The organism is Archangium lansingense, assembly GCF_026626635.1.
In the GTDB taxonomy this organism is placed as follows: domain Bacteria; phylum Myxococcota; class Myxococcia; order Myxococcales; family Myxococcaceae; genus Archangium; species Archangium lansingense.
The window spans coordinates 6,763,646-6,782,075 of sequence record NZ_JAPNKA010000001.1 but is presented as its reverse complement, the minus strand read 5'-3'; the positions used below and the strand labels follow the sequence as shown (position 1 = coordinate 6,782,075).

Below are 18,430 nucleotides of genomic sequence, written 5' to 3'. Positions count from 1 at the left end.
TCTTGGGGAGCGCCCTCCAGAGGGGGGCTCCCTGATCACCTTCGACCTTCGAAGCTTTAGATGGCTCCTCAGCAGACACACCGCAGCGGGTTCGCCGCGCTCATTGGCCGTCCGAACGTGGGCAAGAGCACGCTGCTCAATCAACTGACAGGCGAGAAGCTCGCCATCGTCTCCCCCAAGCCGCAGACCACCCGGAACCGGATTCTGGGCGTGGTGACGCGTCCGGAGGGGCAGGTGGCCTTCCTCGACACCCCCGGCATCCACCAGGCCAAGGGGGAACTCAACCGCTACATGGTGGACATAGCCCTGCAGGCGGTAGACGACGTGGACCTGGTCCTGTTCGTCGTCGAGCCGACGGGCGGGGAGAAACCCGAGGTGGGCCCGGGCAACCGGTTCATCCTCGAGCGGCTGCAGAAGGCGGGCAAGCCCACCTTCCTGATCATCAACAAGATCGACACCGTGCCCAAGCCGGTGCTGCTGCCGCTGATTGAGCTGTACCGCAACGAGTTCCCCTTCGCCGAGGTGGTGCCCATCTCCGCGAAGGATGACGACGGCGTGGAGCAACTCTTCAAGGCGGTGCTCCAGCACATGCCCGAGGGCGATCCACTCTTTCCCGAGGACGTGCTGACGGACCAGGCGGAGAAGACCCTGGTGGCCGAGTACATCCGCGAGCAGGTGCTGCGGCATTGCCGGCAGGAGATTCCGTACTCCACGGCGGTGCTGGTGGACTTCTTCGACGAGTCCGAGCGCGAGCCACCACCTGGAACGCCCCCAGGCAAGCTGGCGGGCCTCATCCGGATTGCCGCCTCCATCTACGTGGAGCGCGACAGCCAGAAGGCCATCATCATCGGGAAACAGGGGCAGATGCTGAAGACGATCGGGACGGACGCGCGCAAGGCCATCCAGCGGTTGCTGGGGGCGCACGTGTACCTCTCGCTACGGGTCCGGGTGGAGCCTCGCTGGAGCGAGCGTCCCGAGGGCCTCAAGAAGCTGGGTTACGAGTAGGAAGTACGAAAATGAAGCCTCTGGTCGCCATCGTGGGTCGCCCGAACGTGGGCAAGTCCACGCTTTTCAACCGCCTCGCCCGGCGCCGCATCGCCTTGGTGGAGGACATCCCCGGAGTCACCCGCGACCGGCATTACTGGGACGTGGAGTACGAGGGCCGGGACATCACCATCATCGACACGGGCGGTTTTGTGCCCGGGGAGAAGGACTCCCTGCTGCAGCAGGTGCGCGAGCAGGCGCAGCTGGCGGTGGAGGAGTGTGATGCCATCATCTTCGTGACGGACGCCCGGGTCGGTCTGACCTCGGCGGACCAGGACGTGGCCCACTACCTGCGCCAGAGCGGCAAGCCGGTGGTGGTGGCCGCCAACAAGCTGGACAGCGAGTCGGGCACCCTGCAGGCCCTCGCTGGCGAGTTCTTCAAGATGGGACTGGGTGAGGTGTTCCCCATCTCGGCCGAGCACGGCCTGGGTGTGGGCTCGATGATGGAGACGGTGATGGGCAAGCTGCCCCCTCTGTCTCCGGAGGAGCTCGAGGCCCGCGAGCAGGCCGCCAAGGCCGAGGAAGCCGCGGAGGCGGGGGAGGGTGGGGAGGAAGGCGCTGAGGAGGCGCCCGCCGAGGAGGAGGAGCGCCCCATCCGGGTGGCCATCATCGGCCGGCCCAACGTGGGCAAGAGCACCCTGGTCAACGCGCTGCTGAAGGAGAAGCGGGTGGTGGCCAGCGAGGTGCCGGGCACCACGCGGGATCCGATCGACTCGGAGCTGACGTACAAGGACCACAAGGTCATCCTCACGGACACCGCCGGCATTCGGCGCAAGAAGACGATTGCCCACCGGGTGGAGAAGTTCTCGGTGGTGGCGGCGCTGAAGTCGATGGAGCGCAGCGACGTGGCGGTGCTGTTGATGGACGCCACGGAGCCGGCGGTGGATCAGGACGCGAAGCTGGCCGGCATCGCCGAGGAGAAGGGCCGCGCGCTGGTCATCGTGGTGAACAAGTGGGATCTGATCAGCACGGACAAGCGCAAGCAGGAGCTCTTCCGCGAGGATCTCAAGCACGCGCTGAAGTTCGTGCATTATGCGCCCATCGTGTTCACCTCGGCGCTGACGGGCTCGAAGGTGGAGAAGGTGCTGGAGCTGGCGGTGGAGCTGGCGGTGCAGTTCCGCTACCGGGCTCCCACGCCACAGCTCAACCGTCTGTTGGAGCACATGGCGGACAACCACCCGGCGCCCATCGTGGGACGCGGGCCGCTGAGGTTGTACTACATGGCCCAGGTGGGGACGGCGCCTCCTACCTTCGCCATCACGTGCAACCGGCCGGACGGGGTGCCGGACATGTACAAGCGGTACATCACCAATCAGCTGCGCGGCACCTTTGATCTCCGGGTGCCCATCCGGCTGCTGTTCCGGGATCGCCCGGGACAGGCCAAGCGCGCGGCACGCAAACGGCCGAAGCTGGCCGGCAAGTCGAAGCATTGAGGACTTGTCCGCGTTGACACTGCTGGTGCGCGCTCCGTAAATTGCGCGCCCTTCGACTCTGTACAGAGGTGCGAACCATCGTGGCCCAGAAGTCCGACAAGATGACGAAGCAGGAGCTCAGTGCTCCCGATGCCTTCCAGCTGTACGGCGCCGAGGCGAGTGACTGGCTGCAGAAGCGCGGCCAGATCATCAGCACCGTGGCTGTCGTACTGGTCGTGGGCGGGCTGATCGCCGCGCTGGTGCAGTACTTCTCCAACCGGAGCGGGGAGGCCGCGGCCAAGCAGCTCGGCCAGACGCTGGAGACGCTGGAGCGTCCGGTGGTGGAGGGCGTGCCGCTGCAGCCGGCGGATGGGGAGCTGCCGCCCTTCAAGTCCGAGAAGGAGCGGGATGAGACCACCGTCAAGTCGCTCACCGAGTTCCGTGCGGCGCACAAGGGCACGGACTCCGCGGTGACGGCGGCGCTGCCGCTAGGCAAGGCCGAGTACCGGCTGGGCAACTACGACGGGGCGCTGGCCGCCTTCGGCGAGTACACCAAGGGGGCCCCGAAGAATGATCCGCTGCTGACCTCGGCGTACGAGGGCCAGGGTTATGCCCACGAGGCCAAGGGGCAGCTGGACCAGGCGCTCGAGTCCTTCAAGCAGATGGAGCAGGTGAACGCCGGTGAGTTCATGCAGGGCATGGGGCAGTACCACCAGGCGCGCATCCTCGTGGCGCAGGGCAAGAAGGACGAGGCGGCGCAGCTGCTGGCGGACCTGAAGGCCACGCAGGCAAACGCGGCCGCGGGGCGGCTGGCCACCGAGCGGCTGGCGGTGCTGGCGGCGCAGGGCGTGAAGGTGCCCGAGCCGAAGACGCAGCCTGCGGCCACCCAGACGCCGGACGCGGGGTGACCGCCTGACTATGCGCGCCGCGAGCCGGTGGAAGCGTTGGGTGGGTGGGCTCGCGATGGCGGGTCTGCTCGGTGCATGCACCACGGTCCCGGTGTTCGGCAGCCCGGACACCACCCCGGTGCAGCCTCCACGCCACTTCTTCTCGGTGGACTGGTGGAAGCGGCTCGTCAGCCCCACGCTGCTCGAGTACGCACCGCGGGAGCACGCGCAGCCGACGTATGACGCCCGGAACGAGCGCGTCCTCACGCTCACCCGGGACGGCTACGTCCGGAGCTTCGACCTCGAGGGCCATGAGGTCTGGAGTTACGCGGTGGGCAACCGCTTCTATGCGGGCGCGACGGCGGACGACGGCATCGTCTACGTGCCCGGCACGGACGGCGTGCTGCACGCCCTGTACGCGAAGACAGGCGAGCTCAAGTGGAAGTACGCCGCGGGCGAGGCGCTGGCGACGGCGCCGGTGCTCGCGGGCGACCTGGTGCTGGTGGCCTCGCAGAGCGACACCCTGTTCGCGGTGAAGCGGGCCACGGGTGAGCTGGCGTGGCTGTACCGGAGAGATCCGCCCGCGGGCTTCACCATCCACCGGGCCTCCGCGCCGGCGGTGCGTGGACAGACGGCCTGGGTGGGCTTCTCCGATGGCACCCTGGTGTCACTGGACCTGGCGGACGGCGGCGTGCGATGGGAGAAGTCGCTGGCGCCGAGCAGTGTCACCCAGTTCGTAGACGTGGACACCACGCCGGTGCTGGACGAGTCGGGCCATGTATACGCCGCCTCGTACGCGGGTGGCCTCTACGCGCTCGACGCCGAAACGGGCGACGTGGTGTGGAACTCGGTGGCACAGGGCATCACCTCGCTGATGGTGCACGGCCAGGTGGTGGTGGCCACGGGTGACGATCGCCTGGATGCCTACCTGGGCGACAACGGGAAGCTCCTCTGGTCGCAAACCCTCCAGGAACGGGCCGGGTTGGAGCCGGTGTTGGTCAAGGGGATGCTCCTGGTACCTGCACAGCGCTCGTTGCTCTTCGTGGACCCGCGCACGGGCCAGTCGCGCCTGGCGTGGAACCCGGGAGAGGGAATCTCGGCTCCACCGCGGGTGGTGGGCGGCAAGGTGTACGTGCTGTCCAACAACGGCTACCTGTACGCCCTCCGGTTGGACGGGAGGAGCGGTTGACGCAGGGGGCCGCGAAGAGGGCGGTCCGAGTGGTGGCCGCCCTGATTCCCCAGCCTGGGGACGACTCGCGGTTCCTGGTACAGCAACGGCTGCCGGGCGGGAGCCGGGGGCTCCTGTGGGAGTTTCCGGGCGGCAAGGTGGAGCCCGGAGAGTCCGAGCCGGAAGCGCTGGCTCGGGAGTGCCGGGAGGAGCTGGATGTGCGGCTCCAAGTGGGGAGGCGGCTATGGGCGGGGAGACACGAGTATTCGGACCTGACAGTGGAGCTGGCGCTGTACGTGGCCCGGCTGGAGTCGGGGGAGCCGAAGACGCTGGGGGCCAACGCCCTGGCGTACCTGACGCCGGCGGAGATGCTGGCGCTGCCGTTCTGCGAGGCGGACATTCCGCCCCTGGAGGACCTGGTGGCGGGCAGGTTGGGTCCGCTGGGCTGATGCTGCGCCGCACCTTCCAGCTCATTCCGGGCGTGGGTCCCTGGAAGGAGAAGGACCTGTGGGCCCGAGGCATTCAGACCTGGGACGACTTCCCGGGCAACGGGACGGTGCTCGGCCAGAAGCTGGACGAGGCGGCCCGCCGGCGGCTGGCGCTGGCTCGCGAGGCCTTGGAGCGGCGCGATCTGAAAGGCCTGGCCGCCATGGTGCCACCTCGGGAGCACTGGCGGCTGTACCCCGAGTTCGCACACGATGCCGTCTACTTCGACATCGAGACGGACGGAAAGCAGGAGCAAGCACCCACGGTGGTGGCCCTGTTCGATGATGCGGGGCTGCGCGTCTTCATCCAGGGCCGCAACATGGACGAGCTGCCGGAGGCCATGGCGGAGCGGCGGTTGTGGGTGACCTTCAACGGCTCGTGCTTCGACGTGCCGGTGCTGCGCGACTATTTCGGCAAGCGCTTCCCGACGCCGGACGCGCACATTGATTTGCGCTTCGTGTGCCGGCGGCTGGGGATGGGCGGCGGGCTGAAGGAGATCGAGGACAAGCTGGGGCTGGGACGGCCGCCGCACATGAAGGGCGTGAACGGGTGGGACGCGGTGCTGCTGTGGCGCGCGTACCTGGCGCGCGGGGACGTGGAGGCCCTGCGCTTCCTGGTGGAGTACAACCTCTATGACTCATTCCAGCTCCGGTCCCTGATGGACAAGGCGTACAACCGGGCCCTGGACGACCTGAACCTGGAGGCCGAACCGCGCGTGCCGGTGTTCGAGCGGGGTGAAGTCCTCTACGACGTGAGCCGGCTCATCATGGAGCTGGGACCCACTGAGCGCGACCTGAGGGTGCTCGAGCGCGTGCGGGCCCAGGACCGAGAGCTGCACCAGGACTGACGCCTCGCGGACCCGAGGGGAAAAGTCGGGCAACCGTGTCAGTCCGGTCTGGTAGGGTGGATGACGCTGGAGGTTTGGCGTTTAGACCCTACCTCCGGTATTTCACTGGCGCGGCGTTGGCGTCGCAAAGGAGAGCCCGAGTGTCCATCGACAGGCCCGAGTCCTCGAACCACCCCCGGCTGCTTTTCTCCGTGGATGGGACCCGTTATGAGCTCGTCCGCAAACTGGGACGGCGCAGCAATGGTGAGCTGATGCTCGCCCGGCGCCGCTACGCGAAGGGGCCCGCGGGCTCCGTGATCATCAAGCGGCTGTCCCAGCCGGTCAGTGAGAAGCAGAAGCAGCGGCTGACGGAAGAGGTCCAACTGGCGTACCGGCTGGATCATCCGGGCATCGCCAAGGTGTTCCAACTGGTGCTGCATGGAGGCCTGCCGTATGTGGTGATGGAGTACGTGGAGGGCCACTCCCTGGAAACGGTGTTGAGCGTCACGGCCATGCGACAGCGCTCCATGTCCGAGGCTTTCGTCTGCCACGTGGTGTCCGAGGTCGCGGACGCGCTTCACCATGCGCATACGCGGACGGATGAGCATGGACAGCCCCTGGGAATCATTCACCGGGACGTGAACCCGGAGAACATCCGGGTGGGCAGCAGCGGCGAGGTGAAGCTGGTGGACTTCGGCGTAGCGTACTCGTTGCTGCCCGGGCGCGAGGCCACCACGGCCAACGTGTTGCGCGGGGACATTGCCTATGCGTCTCCCGAGCGCATGCGCCTGGAGAAGGTGGACCACCGCTCGGATCTGTTCTCGCTGGGCCTGGTGATGCTGGAGCTGCTCACGGGCAGGCACCTGTTCGATCTGGAGGACGTGGAGCAGGCAGCGCAGACGTCCGGGCCTGTGTCCGCCGCGCTGGCCGAGGCGCATTGCGAGGAGCCCAGCTGGGTGCCCATCACGCAGATGGCGGCACGCATCCAGCGGTTCGGACCGGAGGACGTGGAGCGGGCCACTCAGGGGGTCTCTGAGTCGCTGCGGGCTGTGGTGCACCGGACGCTGCGGCGGGATCCGTCCGAGCGCTACCAGTCCGGCCTGGAACTGCGGGATGCGCTCCGGGAGTTCCTCGTGGTGCAGGGGCACTCGTACGGGCGGCCGGAGGCAGCGCGGGAGGTGCTCGTGGCCGTGAAGGAGGCGGAGCTCCTGCGCGAGTCCGCGGACATCCTGGAGCCGGATGTTTTCCCAGAGGCGGCTCCGAGGCGGAACGAGCACTGAGAATCAGCGCCGACGTTGTTTCTTCTTCGCGGGCGGCGGCGGCTTTTCCTTTTCACCAGAGACCTGGAAGGGAATCCGCATGTCGGGGACCTCGCGGCCCTGGGAATCCGTCATCGACGTGCCGGTCTGCGCGTCGATGACCAGCGTGTATTTGTGGCCGGTCTTGAGGGGCGTGGGCAGGGAGATCCGGTACAGCAGCCCGTTGGGGGATTCCTCGGCGGAGTCGTCCGAGGCCATGGCGCGCTCGGCCTCGTCGAACAGGCGAATGCGGTAGTTGCGGAGCACCAGTGTGCTGCGCAGCTCGAGCGTCGATGTGGAATCGATGAGCGGTCTGCCTTCTTCTTCGCCCACGACGGGAATGACCTCCAGGCCAGCATCCGGGAGCGCGTACTGAAGCGTGAATGACGCGGGGCCAGGACCCGCGTCGGCTGCGGCCGTCTCGGATTCTCCGGCGGCGGTGACGCCCGCGTCATCGGTAGGGGCGGAGGGCTTGGGGCATCCGGCCACGGCGAGTGCGGTCGCGCAGACAGCGAAGCTCAAACGGAGGAAGCGCATAGGGCGCGCAGACCCTATGTCCCAACACCGAGGACGAGAAGTGCGAAAGCCAGGCTCCGGGTGCTGGGAAACGCCGTTTCCAAGGTCCGGAGTGGCATTCCCGGGAGGCTGGGGAACGGGCCCGAGGACGGCCGAACTCCACCCCGTTTCCCTCTGACATGGGGTCTGATAAGATGCGTTATGTAAACTAAGCCCGTGGGCATCCCAGGGGGTCTCCAGCCCAGCGTCGGTGGCCATGGTCGGCATGTTTCTCCCCCCTCCCCAGGTCCCGGTCCGATCGCGACGAGCCGCGTCAATCGCCGCGCCCCCGCCATCGGAAATCAAAGTCCCGCTCATGAGTTCAGGGGCCGGGAATTTTCTCCCCGCTTGACCGGGACCGGCTGTTCCCACGACAAACCCCGCCGCATCTCTTCCGGCTCCCGGAAAGGAACTTCAACTCCATGAAGCGTCTGCTCATCGTGGCATCTCTCATCGGCGCCGCCCCCGCGCTCGCTGATGAGGGCATGTGGACCTACAACAACTTCCCCGCCGCCAAGGTCAAAGAGAAGTACGGCTTCGAGCCCTCCCAGGAGTGGCTCAACAATGTCCGTCTGGCCTCGGCCAAGTTCGGTGGCGGCTGCTCGTCGAGCTTCGTCTCCCCGGACGGCCTGGTGATGACGAACCACCACTGTGCCCGTGGCTGCATCCAGCAGCTGTCCACCGCCAAGAAGGACTTCATCGCCAACGGCTTCTACGCCAGGACCCAGGCCGAGGAGATCCAGTGTCCGGCCCTCGAGGTCAGCCAGCTCGTTGAGATCACCGACGTCACGGACAAGCTCAACGCCGCCACCCAGGGCCTCACCGGCAAGGCGTACGCCGACACCCTCAAGGCCGAGATGTCCAAGCTGGAGAAGGCCTGCACCGACGGCGCCGCGGATGTCCGCTGTGACGTGGTGACGCTCTACCAGGGCGGCAAGTACAACCTCTACCGCTACCAGCGCTTCCAGGACGTGCGGCTGGTGTTCGCCCCCGAGCACGCCATCGCCTTCTTCGGCGGCGACCCGGACAACTTCGAGTTCCCCCGGTACGACCTGGACGTCACCTTCGTGCGCGCCTATGCCAAGGACGGCAAGCCCGCGAAGACCCCCAAGTACTTCAAGTGGTCCGACAAGGGCGCCAAGGAAGGCGATCTCACCTTCGTCTCCGGCCACCCCGGAAGGACCTCGCGCGGCCTGACGGTGGCGCAGCTCGAGTACCTGCGTGACACGGGCCTGCCCAAGCAGCTCTTCAAGCTCTCGGAGATGCGCGGCATGGTCACCGAGTTCCAGAACCGCGGCGTCGAGCAGAAGCGCGTCTCCAGCAACATGCTCTTCGGCGTGGAGAACGCCATCAAGTCCATCAAGGGCAAGCACGAGCAGCTGGTTGACAGGGCCTTCTTCGCCCAGAAGGTCGCCGCCGAGCAGGAGCTGCGCGCCAAGGTCAACGCGGATCCGAAGATGAAGGCGAAGTACGGCGCTGCCTGGGACGAGATCGCCCGCGCCCAGGACACCTACCGCAACATCCGCAAGGACTACGAGAACATCGAGGGCGGCCTCGGCTCGCACCTCTTCGGCATGGCTCGCACGCTGGTGCGCGCCGCCGAGGAGCGCACCAAGCCGGACACCGAGCGCATGCGCGGGTTCAACGAGGCCGGCCTGCGGACGCTCGAGACCCAGCTGATGAGCAAGGCGCCCATCTACCCCGAGCTGGAGATCGCCCAGATGACGTTCGCGCTCACGAAGGTCCGCGAGGAGTTGGGCGCGGATCACCCGTTCGTCAAGAAGCTGCTCGGCAAGGAGTCGCCCGCGTCGCTGGCCACCCGCGTCATCAAGGGCTCGAAGCTGGCCGACCTCAAGGTTCGCGAGCAGCTCTACAAGGGCGGCAAGCAGGCCGTCGAGGCCTCCAAGGATCCGATGATCCAGCTGGCCACCCTGGTGGACCCGGACGCCCGCGCCATCCGCAAGACGCACGAGGAGCAGATCGACGCCGTCATCCGCAAGAACAGCGAGCTGATCGCCCAGGCGAAGTTCGAGGTCTATGGCACTGGCATCTACCCGGACGCCACGGGCACGCTGCGCCTGTCCTTCGGCTCCGTGAAGGGCTACACCGAGGACGGCAAGCAGGTGAACCCCATCACCGTCATGGGCAACACCTTCGACCGCCACACCGGTGAGGAGCCGTTCGCCCTGCCCAAGAGCTGGCTCGCTGCGCAGAAGCAGCTGCCGAACGCCACCCCGATGAACTTCGTCACCACCAACGACATCATCGGCGGCAACTCGGGCTCGCCCGTCATCAACAAGGACGCGGAGATCATCGGCCTGGTGTTCGATGGCAACATCCAGTCGCTCGGCGGTGACTACGGCTTCGACGAGAGCGTCAACCGCACCGTCGCCGTCCACAGTGAGGCCCTCATCGAGGCGCTCAAGACGGTCTACAAGGCCGACCGCGTCCTCGAGGAGCTGCGCCCCGGCACCACGCCCACCGTGAAGGCCAGCCCGGGCCTGTAGTCCCCAGAGGCTCTCTCGCTGAAATATCAAGGGGCTGCCCGAGTGCATCCGGGCAGCCCCTTTGTTTTTTCTCCGCTCACCCTGCCCCTGCGGCTACTCCCACTCGATGGTGGCGGGCGGCTTGGAGGAGACGTCGTAGACGACGCGGTTGATGCCGCGCACCTCGTTGGTGATGCGCGTGGAGATGCGCTCCAGCACCGGGTACGGCAGCCGCGCCCAGTCCGCCGTCATTCCGTCCACGCTCGTCACCGCGCGCAGCACGCAGGTGGACTCGTAGGTGCGCTCGTCCCCCATCACGCCCACGCTCTGCACTGGCAGCAGCACCGCGAACGCCTGCCACAGCTCCTTGTACAGCCCCGCGTCCCGGATCTCCTGCTGGACGATCGCATCCGCGCGGCGCACCAGCTCCAGCCGCTCCTCGGTGATCTCCCCCAGCACCCGGATGGCCAGGCCCGGACCCGGGAACGGCTGCCGCGACACCATCTCATCCGGGAGCCCCAGCTCACGGCCCAGCGCGCGGACCTCGTCCTTGAAGAGCTCGCGCAGCGGCTCCACCAGCTTGAGGTTCATCTTCTCCGGCAGCCCGCCCACGTTGTGGTGGCTCTTGATGGTGACGGACGGGCCCTTGTACGACACGGACTCGATCACGTCCGGGTACAGCGTGCCCTGCGCCAGGAACTCGGCGCCCTGCACGTCACGCGCGGCCGCCTCGAACACCGTGATGAACTCGCGGCCGATGATCTTCCGCTTCTTCTCCGGGTCCGTCACGCCGGCCAGCTCCGTCAGGAAGCGCGCCCGCGCGTCCACCGTCTTGAGCGGCACGTGGAAGCGGTCCACGAAGAGCGCTTCCACCTGCTCGCGCTCACCCTGCCGCAGCAGGCCGTTGTCCACGAAGATGCACTGCAGCCGAGGACCCAGGGCCCGGTGCAGCAGCAGCGCCGCCACCGAGCTGTCCACGCCACCCGATAGCCCGCAGATGACCCGGCCGTGCTCGCCCACCTGGCGGCGGATGGCTTCCTCCGCCTCCTGGATGAAGCCCTTCATCGTCCAGCTCCCGCTCACCTTGCAGTCGGTGAACAGGAAGGCGCGCAGTATCTCCTTGCCCATCGGGGTGTGCACCACCTCGGGGTGGAACTGCAGGCCGTAGAGGGGCTTGCTCTTGTGCGCCGCCGCCGCGAAGGGCGAGTTGCCGCTACGGCCGATGGCCTCGAAGTCCGGGGGCAGCGTGTCCACCCGGTCCCCGTGGCTCATCAACACCTTCACCCGGTCGCCCAGCTTGAATCCCGCCAGGGGCCCTCGGGCCGCTAGTACCTCCACCTCGGCGGAGCCGTACTCGCGGTGGGCGGTGCGATCGACCCGGCCTCCCAGCAGCTTGGCGATCAGTTGCAGGCCGTAGCAGATGCCCAGCACCGGCAGTCCCGAGCTGAAGACGAAGGGATCGCACCTCGGCGAGCCCTCCGCCTCCACCGAGGCCGGTCCTCCAGAGAGGATGATGCCGCGCGGGGCGAACCGGCGGATGTCCTCTGCCGGGAGATCCGGGCGGTGGATCTCACAGTACACACCGAGCTCTCGCACCCGGCGGGCGATCAACTGCGTGTACTGGCTCCCGAAATCGAGGATCAGAATCTTCTCAGCGTGAATATCCACCACACTCTCCATGGGGGGCGCGCGTTGACGGATGCGGCCCTTATCGCTACAAACTTTCGGAAATCAACCATTAAGTCCCGCTCGAAGAGGTCCTGGATGCGCCTGCCCGCCGTTGCAACCGTCCTGTTGCTGTCCGCCACCGGTTGCTTGAAGGAGATCTCCTCGGAGGAGCGACTGGATCGCGAGTCTCCGTCCCGCTCCTCAGCCAGTGACACCCCGGATGCCGAGGCGCTGAGCAAGGTCCACTGCGACGACACCGGCGATGCCCTCAACCAGGCCCGCAACGTCAACCGGCCGGAGACCGACCGGGTGATGGGCTACATCGACCTCTACACCTCGTTGATGAAGCGCAACGCCACCTTCGAGGAGGCGATGAACCGCAACCCGGACCTCAACTACACCGAGGGCAGCCAGAAGCTGGTCGCCGCCCGGGAGAACTGCATCCAGCAGACCGCGGACGTGAAGGTGGAGTTCGAGACCTACGTGCGCGAGCTGGTGGAGCTGCCCACCGTGCAGGAGGTCAAGGGCGGCAACACCGTCACGGTGGCCCGGCTGGACTTCAACACCCTGCGCCAGGCCATCGAGACGCTCAACTCGGACGACAAGGAGCAGCTCCTGGCGAAGGTGGTCAACGCCGAGAAGAAGGTGGCTCCCGCGGCCAAGGCCGAGGAGGAGCCCGCCAACGCCGGCGGCCGCAAGCGCGGCAAGTAGCTGGCTGGCTCGGGGCCCTTTCACGGGGGCCCCCTCCGGCCGACTCGAGCGCCCTACTCCACCCGGTAGTTGGGCGCTTCCTCGGTGATGATCACGTCGTGCACGTGGCTCTCCTTGAGCCCGGCCGAGGTGATCCGCACGAACTCCGCCTTGGTGCGCAGCTCCTCGATGGTGCCGCAGCCCACGTAGCCCATGCCGCTGCGCAGCCCACCCAACATCTGGTGGATGTTCATGCCCAGGCTGCCCTTGTACGGCACGCGCCCCTCAATCCCCTCAGGCACCAGCTTCACCGCCTCCACGTCCGACTGGAAGTAGCGGTCCTTGGCGCCCTGCTTCATCGCCCCCATCGAGCCCATGCCCCGGTAGCTCTTGTAGCTGCGGCCCTGGTACAGGATGACCTCGCCCGGCGCCTCCTCGGTGCCCGCGAAGAGCGAGCCAATCATCACCGTGCTCGCCCCGGCGGCCAGCGCCTTGACGATGTCGCCGGAGTACTTGATGCCGCCATCGGCGATGACGGGCACGCCGTGCTTGTCCGCCTCGCGCGCGCAGTCGTCGATGGCGGTGAGCTGGGGCACTCCCACGCCGGCCACCACGCGCGTGGTGCAGATGGAGCCGGGGCCAATGCCCACCTTCACCGCGTCCACACCCGCCTCGATGAGCGCCCGGGTGGCAGCGGCCGTGGCCACGTTGCCAGCGATCAGCTCGAAGCCGCGGAAGTTCTTCCGCGTGTCGCGCACGGCGTCGATGACGCCCTTGGAGTGGCCATGCGCCGTGTCGATGACGATCACATCCACGCCGGCCTTCACCAGCGCGTCGACCCGGGCCTCGCGATCCGCCGAGGCCCCCACCGCAGCGGCGCACAGCAGCCGGCCCATGGCGTCCTTGGCCGCGTTCGGCCGAGTCCGCCGCTTCTCCATGTCCTTGATGGTGATGAGGCCCCGGAGCTCGAACTGCTCATCCACGATCAGCAGCTTCTCGATGCGGTGCTCGTGCAGGAGCTGCTGGGCATCCGTCTGGCTGATGCCCTCGCGGCCGGTGACGAGCTTGCGCGTCATCACCGACTCCACCTTCTGCCCCAGGTCCGTGACGAAGCGCACGTCGCGGCTGGTGACGATGCCCACCAGCTTGCGGCCCTGCACCACGGGAATGCCGGAGATGTTGTACTGGCGCATCAGCTCGATGGCGCGAGCCAGCGGCACCTGCGGCTCGACGGTGATGGGATCCACCACCATCCCGCTCTCGAACTTCTTCACCTTCATGACCTCGAGCGCCTGCTGCTCGGGGGTCATGTTCTTGTGAATGACACCGATGCCGCCCTCCTGCGCCATGGCGATGGCGGTACGGGCCTCGGTCACGGTGTCCATCGCCGCGGACAGCAGCGGGATGTTGAGCCGCAGGTTGCGCGTCAGCCGGGTCGAGAGGTTGGCATCCTTTGGAAGGATGGAGCTCTCGGCTGGCTGGAGAAGCACGTCATCGAAGGTCAGCGCGAGCCGGACGTCGGAGGTCAGCATGGGGGCTCCCGGGAGCAGCGGGTCATGCCCGCGGTGAAGCCGCTTCCATAAGGGGTGAAGGCCAGGGGCGCAACGATCAAAACCGCCTTTTCAGGGCCCGTCTCCCCGGCATGCAGGCGATTGATGTTAGGATTCGCGCACCATGGGAGAAGCCATCGGGTTGGTCGTCAAGCTGCCCTTCGCGACCGCCGAGGAGTTCGTGGCGAAGTACGGAGCCAACGTCACCCGCGGCGGCATCTATCTGCGCGCGAAGACGGTGAAGCCTCCTGGTTCCACGGTCACCCTGGATCTCAAGCTGGCTGATGGCTCCCGCATCATCTACGCCACGGCCGTCATCCACTTCGTCACCGGCCAGAGCGGTCAGGGCGTCTCCGGCATGGGGTTCCGCTTCCTCACCGTGGACCCCGCGACCAAGCAGCTCCTCGACTCCGCCATCGCTCCCCTGCCGCACGCCCAGTCATCCCTTCCCCCACTCCCAGCAGGAGTTGGACCGGCCGATTACTCGGTCCCCGCAGGAGGGCAGCAGCCTCCGGCGCTGACGGATGAGCCAGCGGTCGCCCCCGCGCTCACCCCCGCTCCCGGGCAGGAGCTCCTGGTCCCCGCCCATACCCCATGGCCCGGGACCATCGCCGCGTTCACTCCGCCGCCCGCGCACACGCCTCATCCCGGAGCCCTCCCTACCGCCGAACGGCCCGCGCATACGCCTCACCCTGGAGCCCTCCCCGTCACTGAGCGGCCCGCGCATACACCCCATCCCGGGGCTCTTCCTGCCGCCGAGCGGCCCGCGCACACGCCTCATCCCGGAGCCGTGCCCTCTGCGCCACCTCCCGCGCTCCCTCCCGCCGTGGAGGTCCCAGTCGTTCCGGTGGCAGCTCAGGCTCCCGCGGTGGCTTCGAGCCGTCCCGCGCCGCCTCCCGATCCCACCCAGACACTCGCCCCGTCGGCCACGCCGATGGTCCCCAACGCCCCCGCCTTCGAGGCCCCCACCGAGGAGCCCAAACGGATCGGGCCCGTCATCGGCATCGACCTGGGGACGACCAACTCCTGCGCCGCCTACGTCCGCCAGAACAAGCCAGCCGTCCTTCCCAGCCGTGAGGGGCACAATACCGTGCCCTCCATCCTCGCCCTCAACACCCGCGGCAGGCTCGTGGTGGGCCACCCCGCCAAGGGGCAGATGCTCACCAACCCCCGGCAGACGGTCTACGGCGCCAAGCGCCTTGTCGGCCGCCCCTACGACTCCCCCATCGTCCAGCAGATCAAGGACCGCTTCGCCTACGAGATCGCCCCCGGTGACAACGGGGAAGCGGCGGTGCGGCTCGGGGATCGCATCTACAGCCTGCAACAGATCTCCGCCCTCATCCTCCGCGAGGTGAAGGAGGTGGCCCAGAACCAGCTCGGTCAGGCCGTCTCTCGCGCTGTCGTCACCGTCCCCGCCTACTACAACGACAACCAGCGCCAGGCCGTGCGCGAGGCCGGACGACTCGCCGGGCTCCACGTGGAGCGCATCCTCAACGAGCCCACCGCCGCTGCGCTCGCCTACGGCTTCGGCCGCAAGCTCACCCAGCGCGTGCTCGTCTATGACCTGGGCGGCGGTACCTTCGACGCCTCCGTGCTCGAGCTCAAAGACACCCTCTACGAGGTCGTCTCCACCGGCGGAGATACCTTCCTGGGCGGCATCGACTTCGACACTGCCATCGTCGAGCACCTGATGGCGCAGTTCCATCATCAGACCGGCCTCTCCATCCAGTTGGACCGGGTGGCCATGCAGCGGATCCAAGACGCCGCCGAGCGCGCCAAGTGCTCTCTCTCCGAGCGCTCGCAGGTCCGCGTCCACGTGGCCTTCCTCACCATGGTCGACGGCAAGCCCGTGGACCTCGACGTCTCCCTCACCCGCGAGAAGCTCGTCGAGCTCACCGAGGAGCTCGTCAACCGCACCCTCCAGGTCTGCGCCGACGTGCTCGACGTCAAGGGGCTCAGCGCCAAGGACATCGACGAGGTCATCCTCGTGGGAGGCCAGAGCCGCTCGCCCCTCGTCCACGAGAAGATCTCCTGGTTCTTCGGCAAGGCCCCCACCAAGAACGTGCACCCGGACGAGGCCGTGGCGCTCGGCGCGGCCCTGCTGGCCCACAGCCTGGCTCAGAACGAGGGCGTGCAGCTCGTCGACGTGCTACCCATGGCCATCGGCGTGGGTCTGCCCGGCGGCCGCTTCAAGCCCGTGCTCGAGCGCAATGCCCCACTGCCCGCCACCAAGGGCTACCAGATCTCCACCAGCCGCGATGATCAGCAGGAGCTGGAGCTCATCATCCTCCAGGGAGACTCGGAGCGAGCCGTGGAGAACGAGTACCTGGGGACGTTGAAGATCTCCGGGCTGCCCCGAGGGCCCCGCGGCTCGGTGAAGGTGTCCGTCACCTTCGCGGTGAACAATGAGTGCATCCTCACCGTCACCGCCCGCGAGCCGATCAGCGGCGTCGAGGTGATGAGCCTCTTCACCACCCGCGACTCCCCCGAAGACGTGAATGCGAAGCTGGGGCCCAACCACCCGCATCAGCCCGAGCCTCCTCCCATGGCGCGGAGGCAGTCGTTGCCGGGCATGCCTGTCGTCGGAGGCCCGGTGCAGAAGCCCACCGCGGCTCCGCCCGTGGCATTGCCCATCGCCATTGCCGCAACCGCTCGAGACGTGGCCCCGGGCGGCCTCGTGGGCTGGTTGAGGCGGATCCTCGGACGCGCGTGAACCGGAGAGGGGGACCCGATGCGCGGGCCCTTCCCTTCCGGCTCACTGGGGAAGCGATGTTTTGAGACTCAGTCGCGGATGGGCAGGCGCTCCGTGCCAGAGGGCTTCTCCGCCATCTCGAACACCGGGGCCGCGGCCGGCTGGACCTCGGCGGCCGCACCCGTCAGCAGATGCGCGGGCACCGGCGAGGCCTTCACCGCCGCGTTCATCGCCGCCCCGCGCAGGGCCGCGATCCGCTTCCGCCACAGGAACACCCCGAGCCCCACCACCGCGAGGGCACCGAACACCACCAACTGCCCCTCCTTCATCCGGTCGATGGCGTAGTCCAGCTTGTCGCCGAAGTGGAAGCCCAGCCACACGAAGAAGGGCGCGGACAGCAGCGCCGCCAGGCCGTCCCAGAAGAGGAAGCGCCAGTAGGACATGCCCGCGGAACCGGCGCTGAAGTACGTCACCGCGCGCACCCCAGGCATGAAACGAGCAATCATCACGATCTTCTGCCCGTGCAGGGCGAATAGCCCCTCCACTCGGGCGCGCTTCTCAGGCGTGATGAACTTGCCGAAGAAACCGGTGGGAGAACGACCCACCTGCGAGCCCAGCCGGCGGCCGGCGTAGAAGATGAGGCTGTCGCCGACGAGGATGCCCAGGAAGCCGACCAGCATCATCACCGACAGGTTGGCCGCGCCCTTGTGGGCGAGGAAGCCACCCAGGATGAGCGAAATGTCCTCGGGCAGTGGCACGCCGAGCCCGCACGCCACCAGGATGCCGAAGACGGCGGCATAGGCGAAGAAGCCTTGGGTACTGCCCAGCACGTTGGTGAGAAATTCTTGCACGCTCGTCTCTCTGTCACGTCCGGGGAGACCAGGCAGGCATCGTCATCCGCGCCCAGGTCTCCAGCGTCCCCGCATCAACCGGGCACGCGTCGTCAAAACTCCGAGCCCCCATTGGCCGACTCATAATCACCAGGCGCGTCCGCTGCTCGGAGTGCGACCGCCTGGGCGTCCGTTCGTGCGCCCGTCCCCTCCTCAACAGGCCTCGACAGAGGGTCGTTCCCCTGTCCGCAGGTGTGGGCGTGTAGGTATTTCGGACGTCCCTCGCATCATCCGCGAGGAAGGTAGCACGGCGCGCAAGGTGGGATGCTGCTCAAGTCTTTCCCACAAGCGACTTCATGGCGTCCTTGTTGTCGCGGACCTTCTGACCGAAGTGGCTGACGATCCCCATCAGCAGCTTCATGCAGGCCTGGGGCTTCTGGATGGTGAGCTTCTGGAAGTCCGCGTGACGGATCTCCACCGCGGTCACATCCGTCATGGCAACGGCGGTGCACAGCCGATCGCCCTTCTGGATGAGGGTCAGTTCACCCAGAGGCTCTCCGGCCACCACATCCCCGAGCGTCACTTCCTCGCCCGTGGTGTTCTTCGCACTCAGCCGGACCGTGCCGTCCCCGACGATGAAGAGGGACTCGCCAGGACGGTTCTCCAAGAACAGGGCAGATCCCTTGGGAAAAGCCCGTGCGACCCCGATGGCGGCGAAGATCTGGATGCCGACGTCGGTGAAATCCTTGAAGAGCGGCGAAGCCTTGAGTGCTGCTGCAACCTCCATGCAAGGTGGTCCTAACACGCACGCTGGCGGGCGTCACGTTAACGGCCAGCA

General features: G+C 67.3%; 15 protein-coding genes. 10 read left to right on the top strand and 5 right to left on the bottom strand.

Going from position 1 to position 18,430, the window contains the following annotated elements; translation table 11 throughout:
- The first annotated feature begins 60 nt into the window (after positions 1-60).
- From era to OV287_RS27460, 7 genes are all read left to right on the top strand, one after another.
- Positions 61-1,005 carry a GTPase Era gene (gene era / locus OV287_RS27490; RefSeq protein ID WP_267537014.1) on the top strand — a complete coding sequence of 315 codons (945 nt, stop codon included), beginning with the start codon at positions 61-63 and terminating at the stop codon, positions 1,003-1,005.
- Positions 1,006-1,016: 11 nt separating this feature from the next.
- Positions 1,017-2,477, top strand: a complete 1,461-nt coding sequence (der, locus tag OV287_RS27485; RefSeq protein WP_267537013.1) for a ribosome biogenesis GTPase Der — start codon at positions 1,017-1,019, stop codon at positions 2,475-2,477.
- A gap of 80 nt (positions 2,478-2,557) precedes the next feature.
- Positions 2,558-3,364 (top strand): tetratricopeptide repeat protein, encoded by an 807-nt coding sequence (locus OV287_RS27480; RefSeq protein WP_267537012.1) that lies wholly within the window; start codon positions 2,558-2,560, stop codon positions 3,362-3,364.
- 55 nt (positions 3,365-3,419) lie between these two features.
- A complete protein-coding gene (locus OV287_RS27475; RefSeq protein WP_267537011.1) occupies positions 3,420-4,532 on the top strand; it encodes an outer membrane protein assembly factor BamB family protein in 1,113 nt (370 codons plus the stop codon).
- Positions 4,529-4,960: a (deoxy)nucleoside triphosphate pyrophosphohydrolase gene (locus OV287_RS27470; protein WP_267537010.1), complete on the top strand. Its 432-nt coding sequence runs from the start codon at positions 4,529-4,531 to the stop codon at positions 4,958-4,960. The genes OV287_RS27475 and OV287_RS27470 overlap by 4 nt, the downstream gene beginning before the upstream one ends.
- Positions 4,960-5,844, top strand: coding sequence for a ribonuclease H-like domain-containing protein (locus OV287_RS27465; RefSeq protein ID WP_267537009.1), 885 nt, complete (start codon positions 4,960-4,962; stop codon positions 5,842-5,844). The genes OV287_RS27470 and OV287_RS27465 overlap by 1 nt, the downstream gene beginning before the upstream one ends.
- Before the next feature lie 140 nt (positions 5,845-5,984).
- Entirely contained in the window at positions 5,985-7,103 is a 1,119-nt protein-coding gene (locus tag OV287_RS27460; protein ID WP_267537008.1) for a serine/threonine protein kinase, read from the top strand.
- A gap of 3 nt (positions 7,104-7,106) precedes the next feature.
- Here OV287_RS27460 and OV287_RS27455 read toward each other — a convergent pair whose 3' ends face one another.
- A complete protein-coding gene (locus OV287_RS27455; RefSeq protein WP_267537007.1) occupies positions 7,107-7,658 on the bottom strand; it encodes a hypothetical protein in 552 nt (183 codons plus the stop codon).
- 440 nt (positions 7,659-8,098) lie between these two features.
- Here OV287_RS27455 and OV287_RS27450 point away from each other — a divergent pair, with 440 nt between their 5' ends.
- A complete protein-coding gene (locus OV287_RS27450; protein ID WP_267537006.1) occupies positions 8,099-10,183 on the top strand; it encodes a S46 family peptidase in 2,085 nt (694 codons plus the stop codon).
- 93 nt (positions 10,184-10,276) lie between these two features.
- Here the strand turns inward: OV287_RS27450 and guaA are convergent, their stop codons facing one another.
- The gene (gene guaA, locus OV287_RS27445) at positions 10,277-11,830 is read right to left on the bottom strand and encodes a glutamine-hydrolyzing GMP synthase (RefSeq protein ID WP_308809746.1); all 1,554 of its coding nucleotides are present in this window, start codon (positions 11,828-11,830) and stop codon (positions 10,277-10,279) included.
- Positions 11,831-11,926: 96 nt separating this feature from the next.
- Between guaA and OV287_RS27440 the strand changes: the two genes are divergently transcribed.
- Positions 11,927-12,541: a hypothetical protein gene (locus OV287_RS27440; protein ID WP_267537004.1), complete on the top strand. Its 615-nt coding sequence runs from the start codon at positions 11,927-11,929 to the stop codon at positions 12,539-12,541.
- A 53-nt stretch (positions 12,542-12,594) separates the two neighbouring features.
- Here the strand turns inward: OV287_RS27440 and guaB are convergent, their stop codons facing one another.
- A complete protein-coding gene (guaB, locus tag OV287_RS27435) occupies positions 12,595-14,052 on the bottom strand; it encodes an IMP dehydrogenase (RefSeq protein ID WP_267537003.1) in 1,458 nt (485 codons plus the stop codon).
- A gap of 142 nt (positions 14,053-14,194) precedes the next feature.
- On the opposite strand from guaB, the gene OV287_RS27430 reads away from it, so the two are divergent.
- Complete coding sequence (locus tag OV287_RS27430) at positions 14,195-16,783, top strand: TIGR02266 family protein (RefSeq protein ID WP_267537002.1); 2,589 nt, start codon at positions 14,195-14,197, stop codon at positions 16,781-16,783.
- 68 nt (positions 16,784-16,851) lie between these two features.
- On the opposite strand, the gene OV287_RS27425 is transcribed toward OV287_RS27430, so the two are convergent.
- Positions 16,852-17,613: a DedA family protein gene (locus OV287_RS27425; protein ID WP_267537001.1), complete on the bottom strand. Its 762-nt coding sequence runs from the start codon at positions 17,611-17,613 to the stop codon at positions 16,852-16,854.
- A gap of 310 nt (positions 17,614-17,923) precedes the next feature.
- Positions 17,924-18,379 carry a Crp/Fnr family transcriptional regulator gene (locus OV287_RS27420; protein ID WP_267537000.1) on the bottom strand — a complete coding sequence of 152 codons (456 nt, stop codon included), beginning with the start codon at positions 18,377-18,379 and terminating at the stop codon, positions 17,924-17,926.
- Positions 18,380-18,430 lie beyond the last annotated feature (51 nt).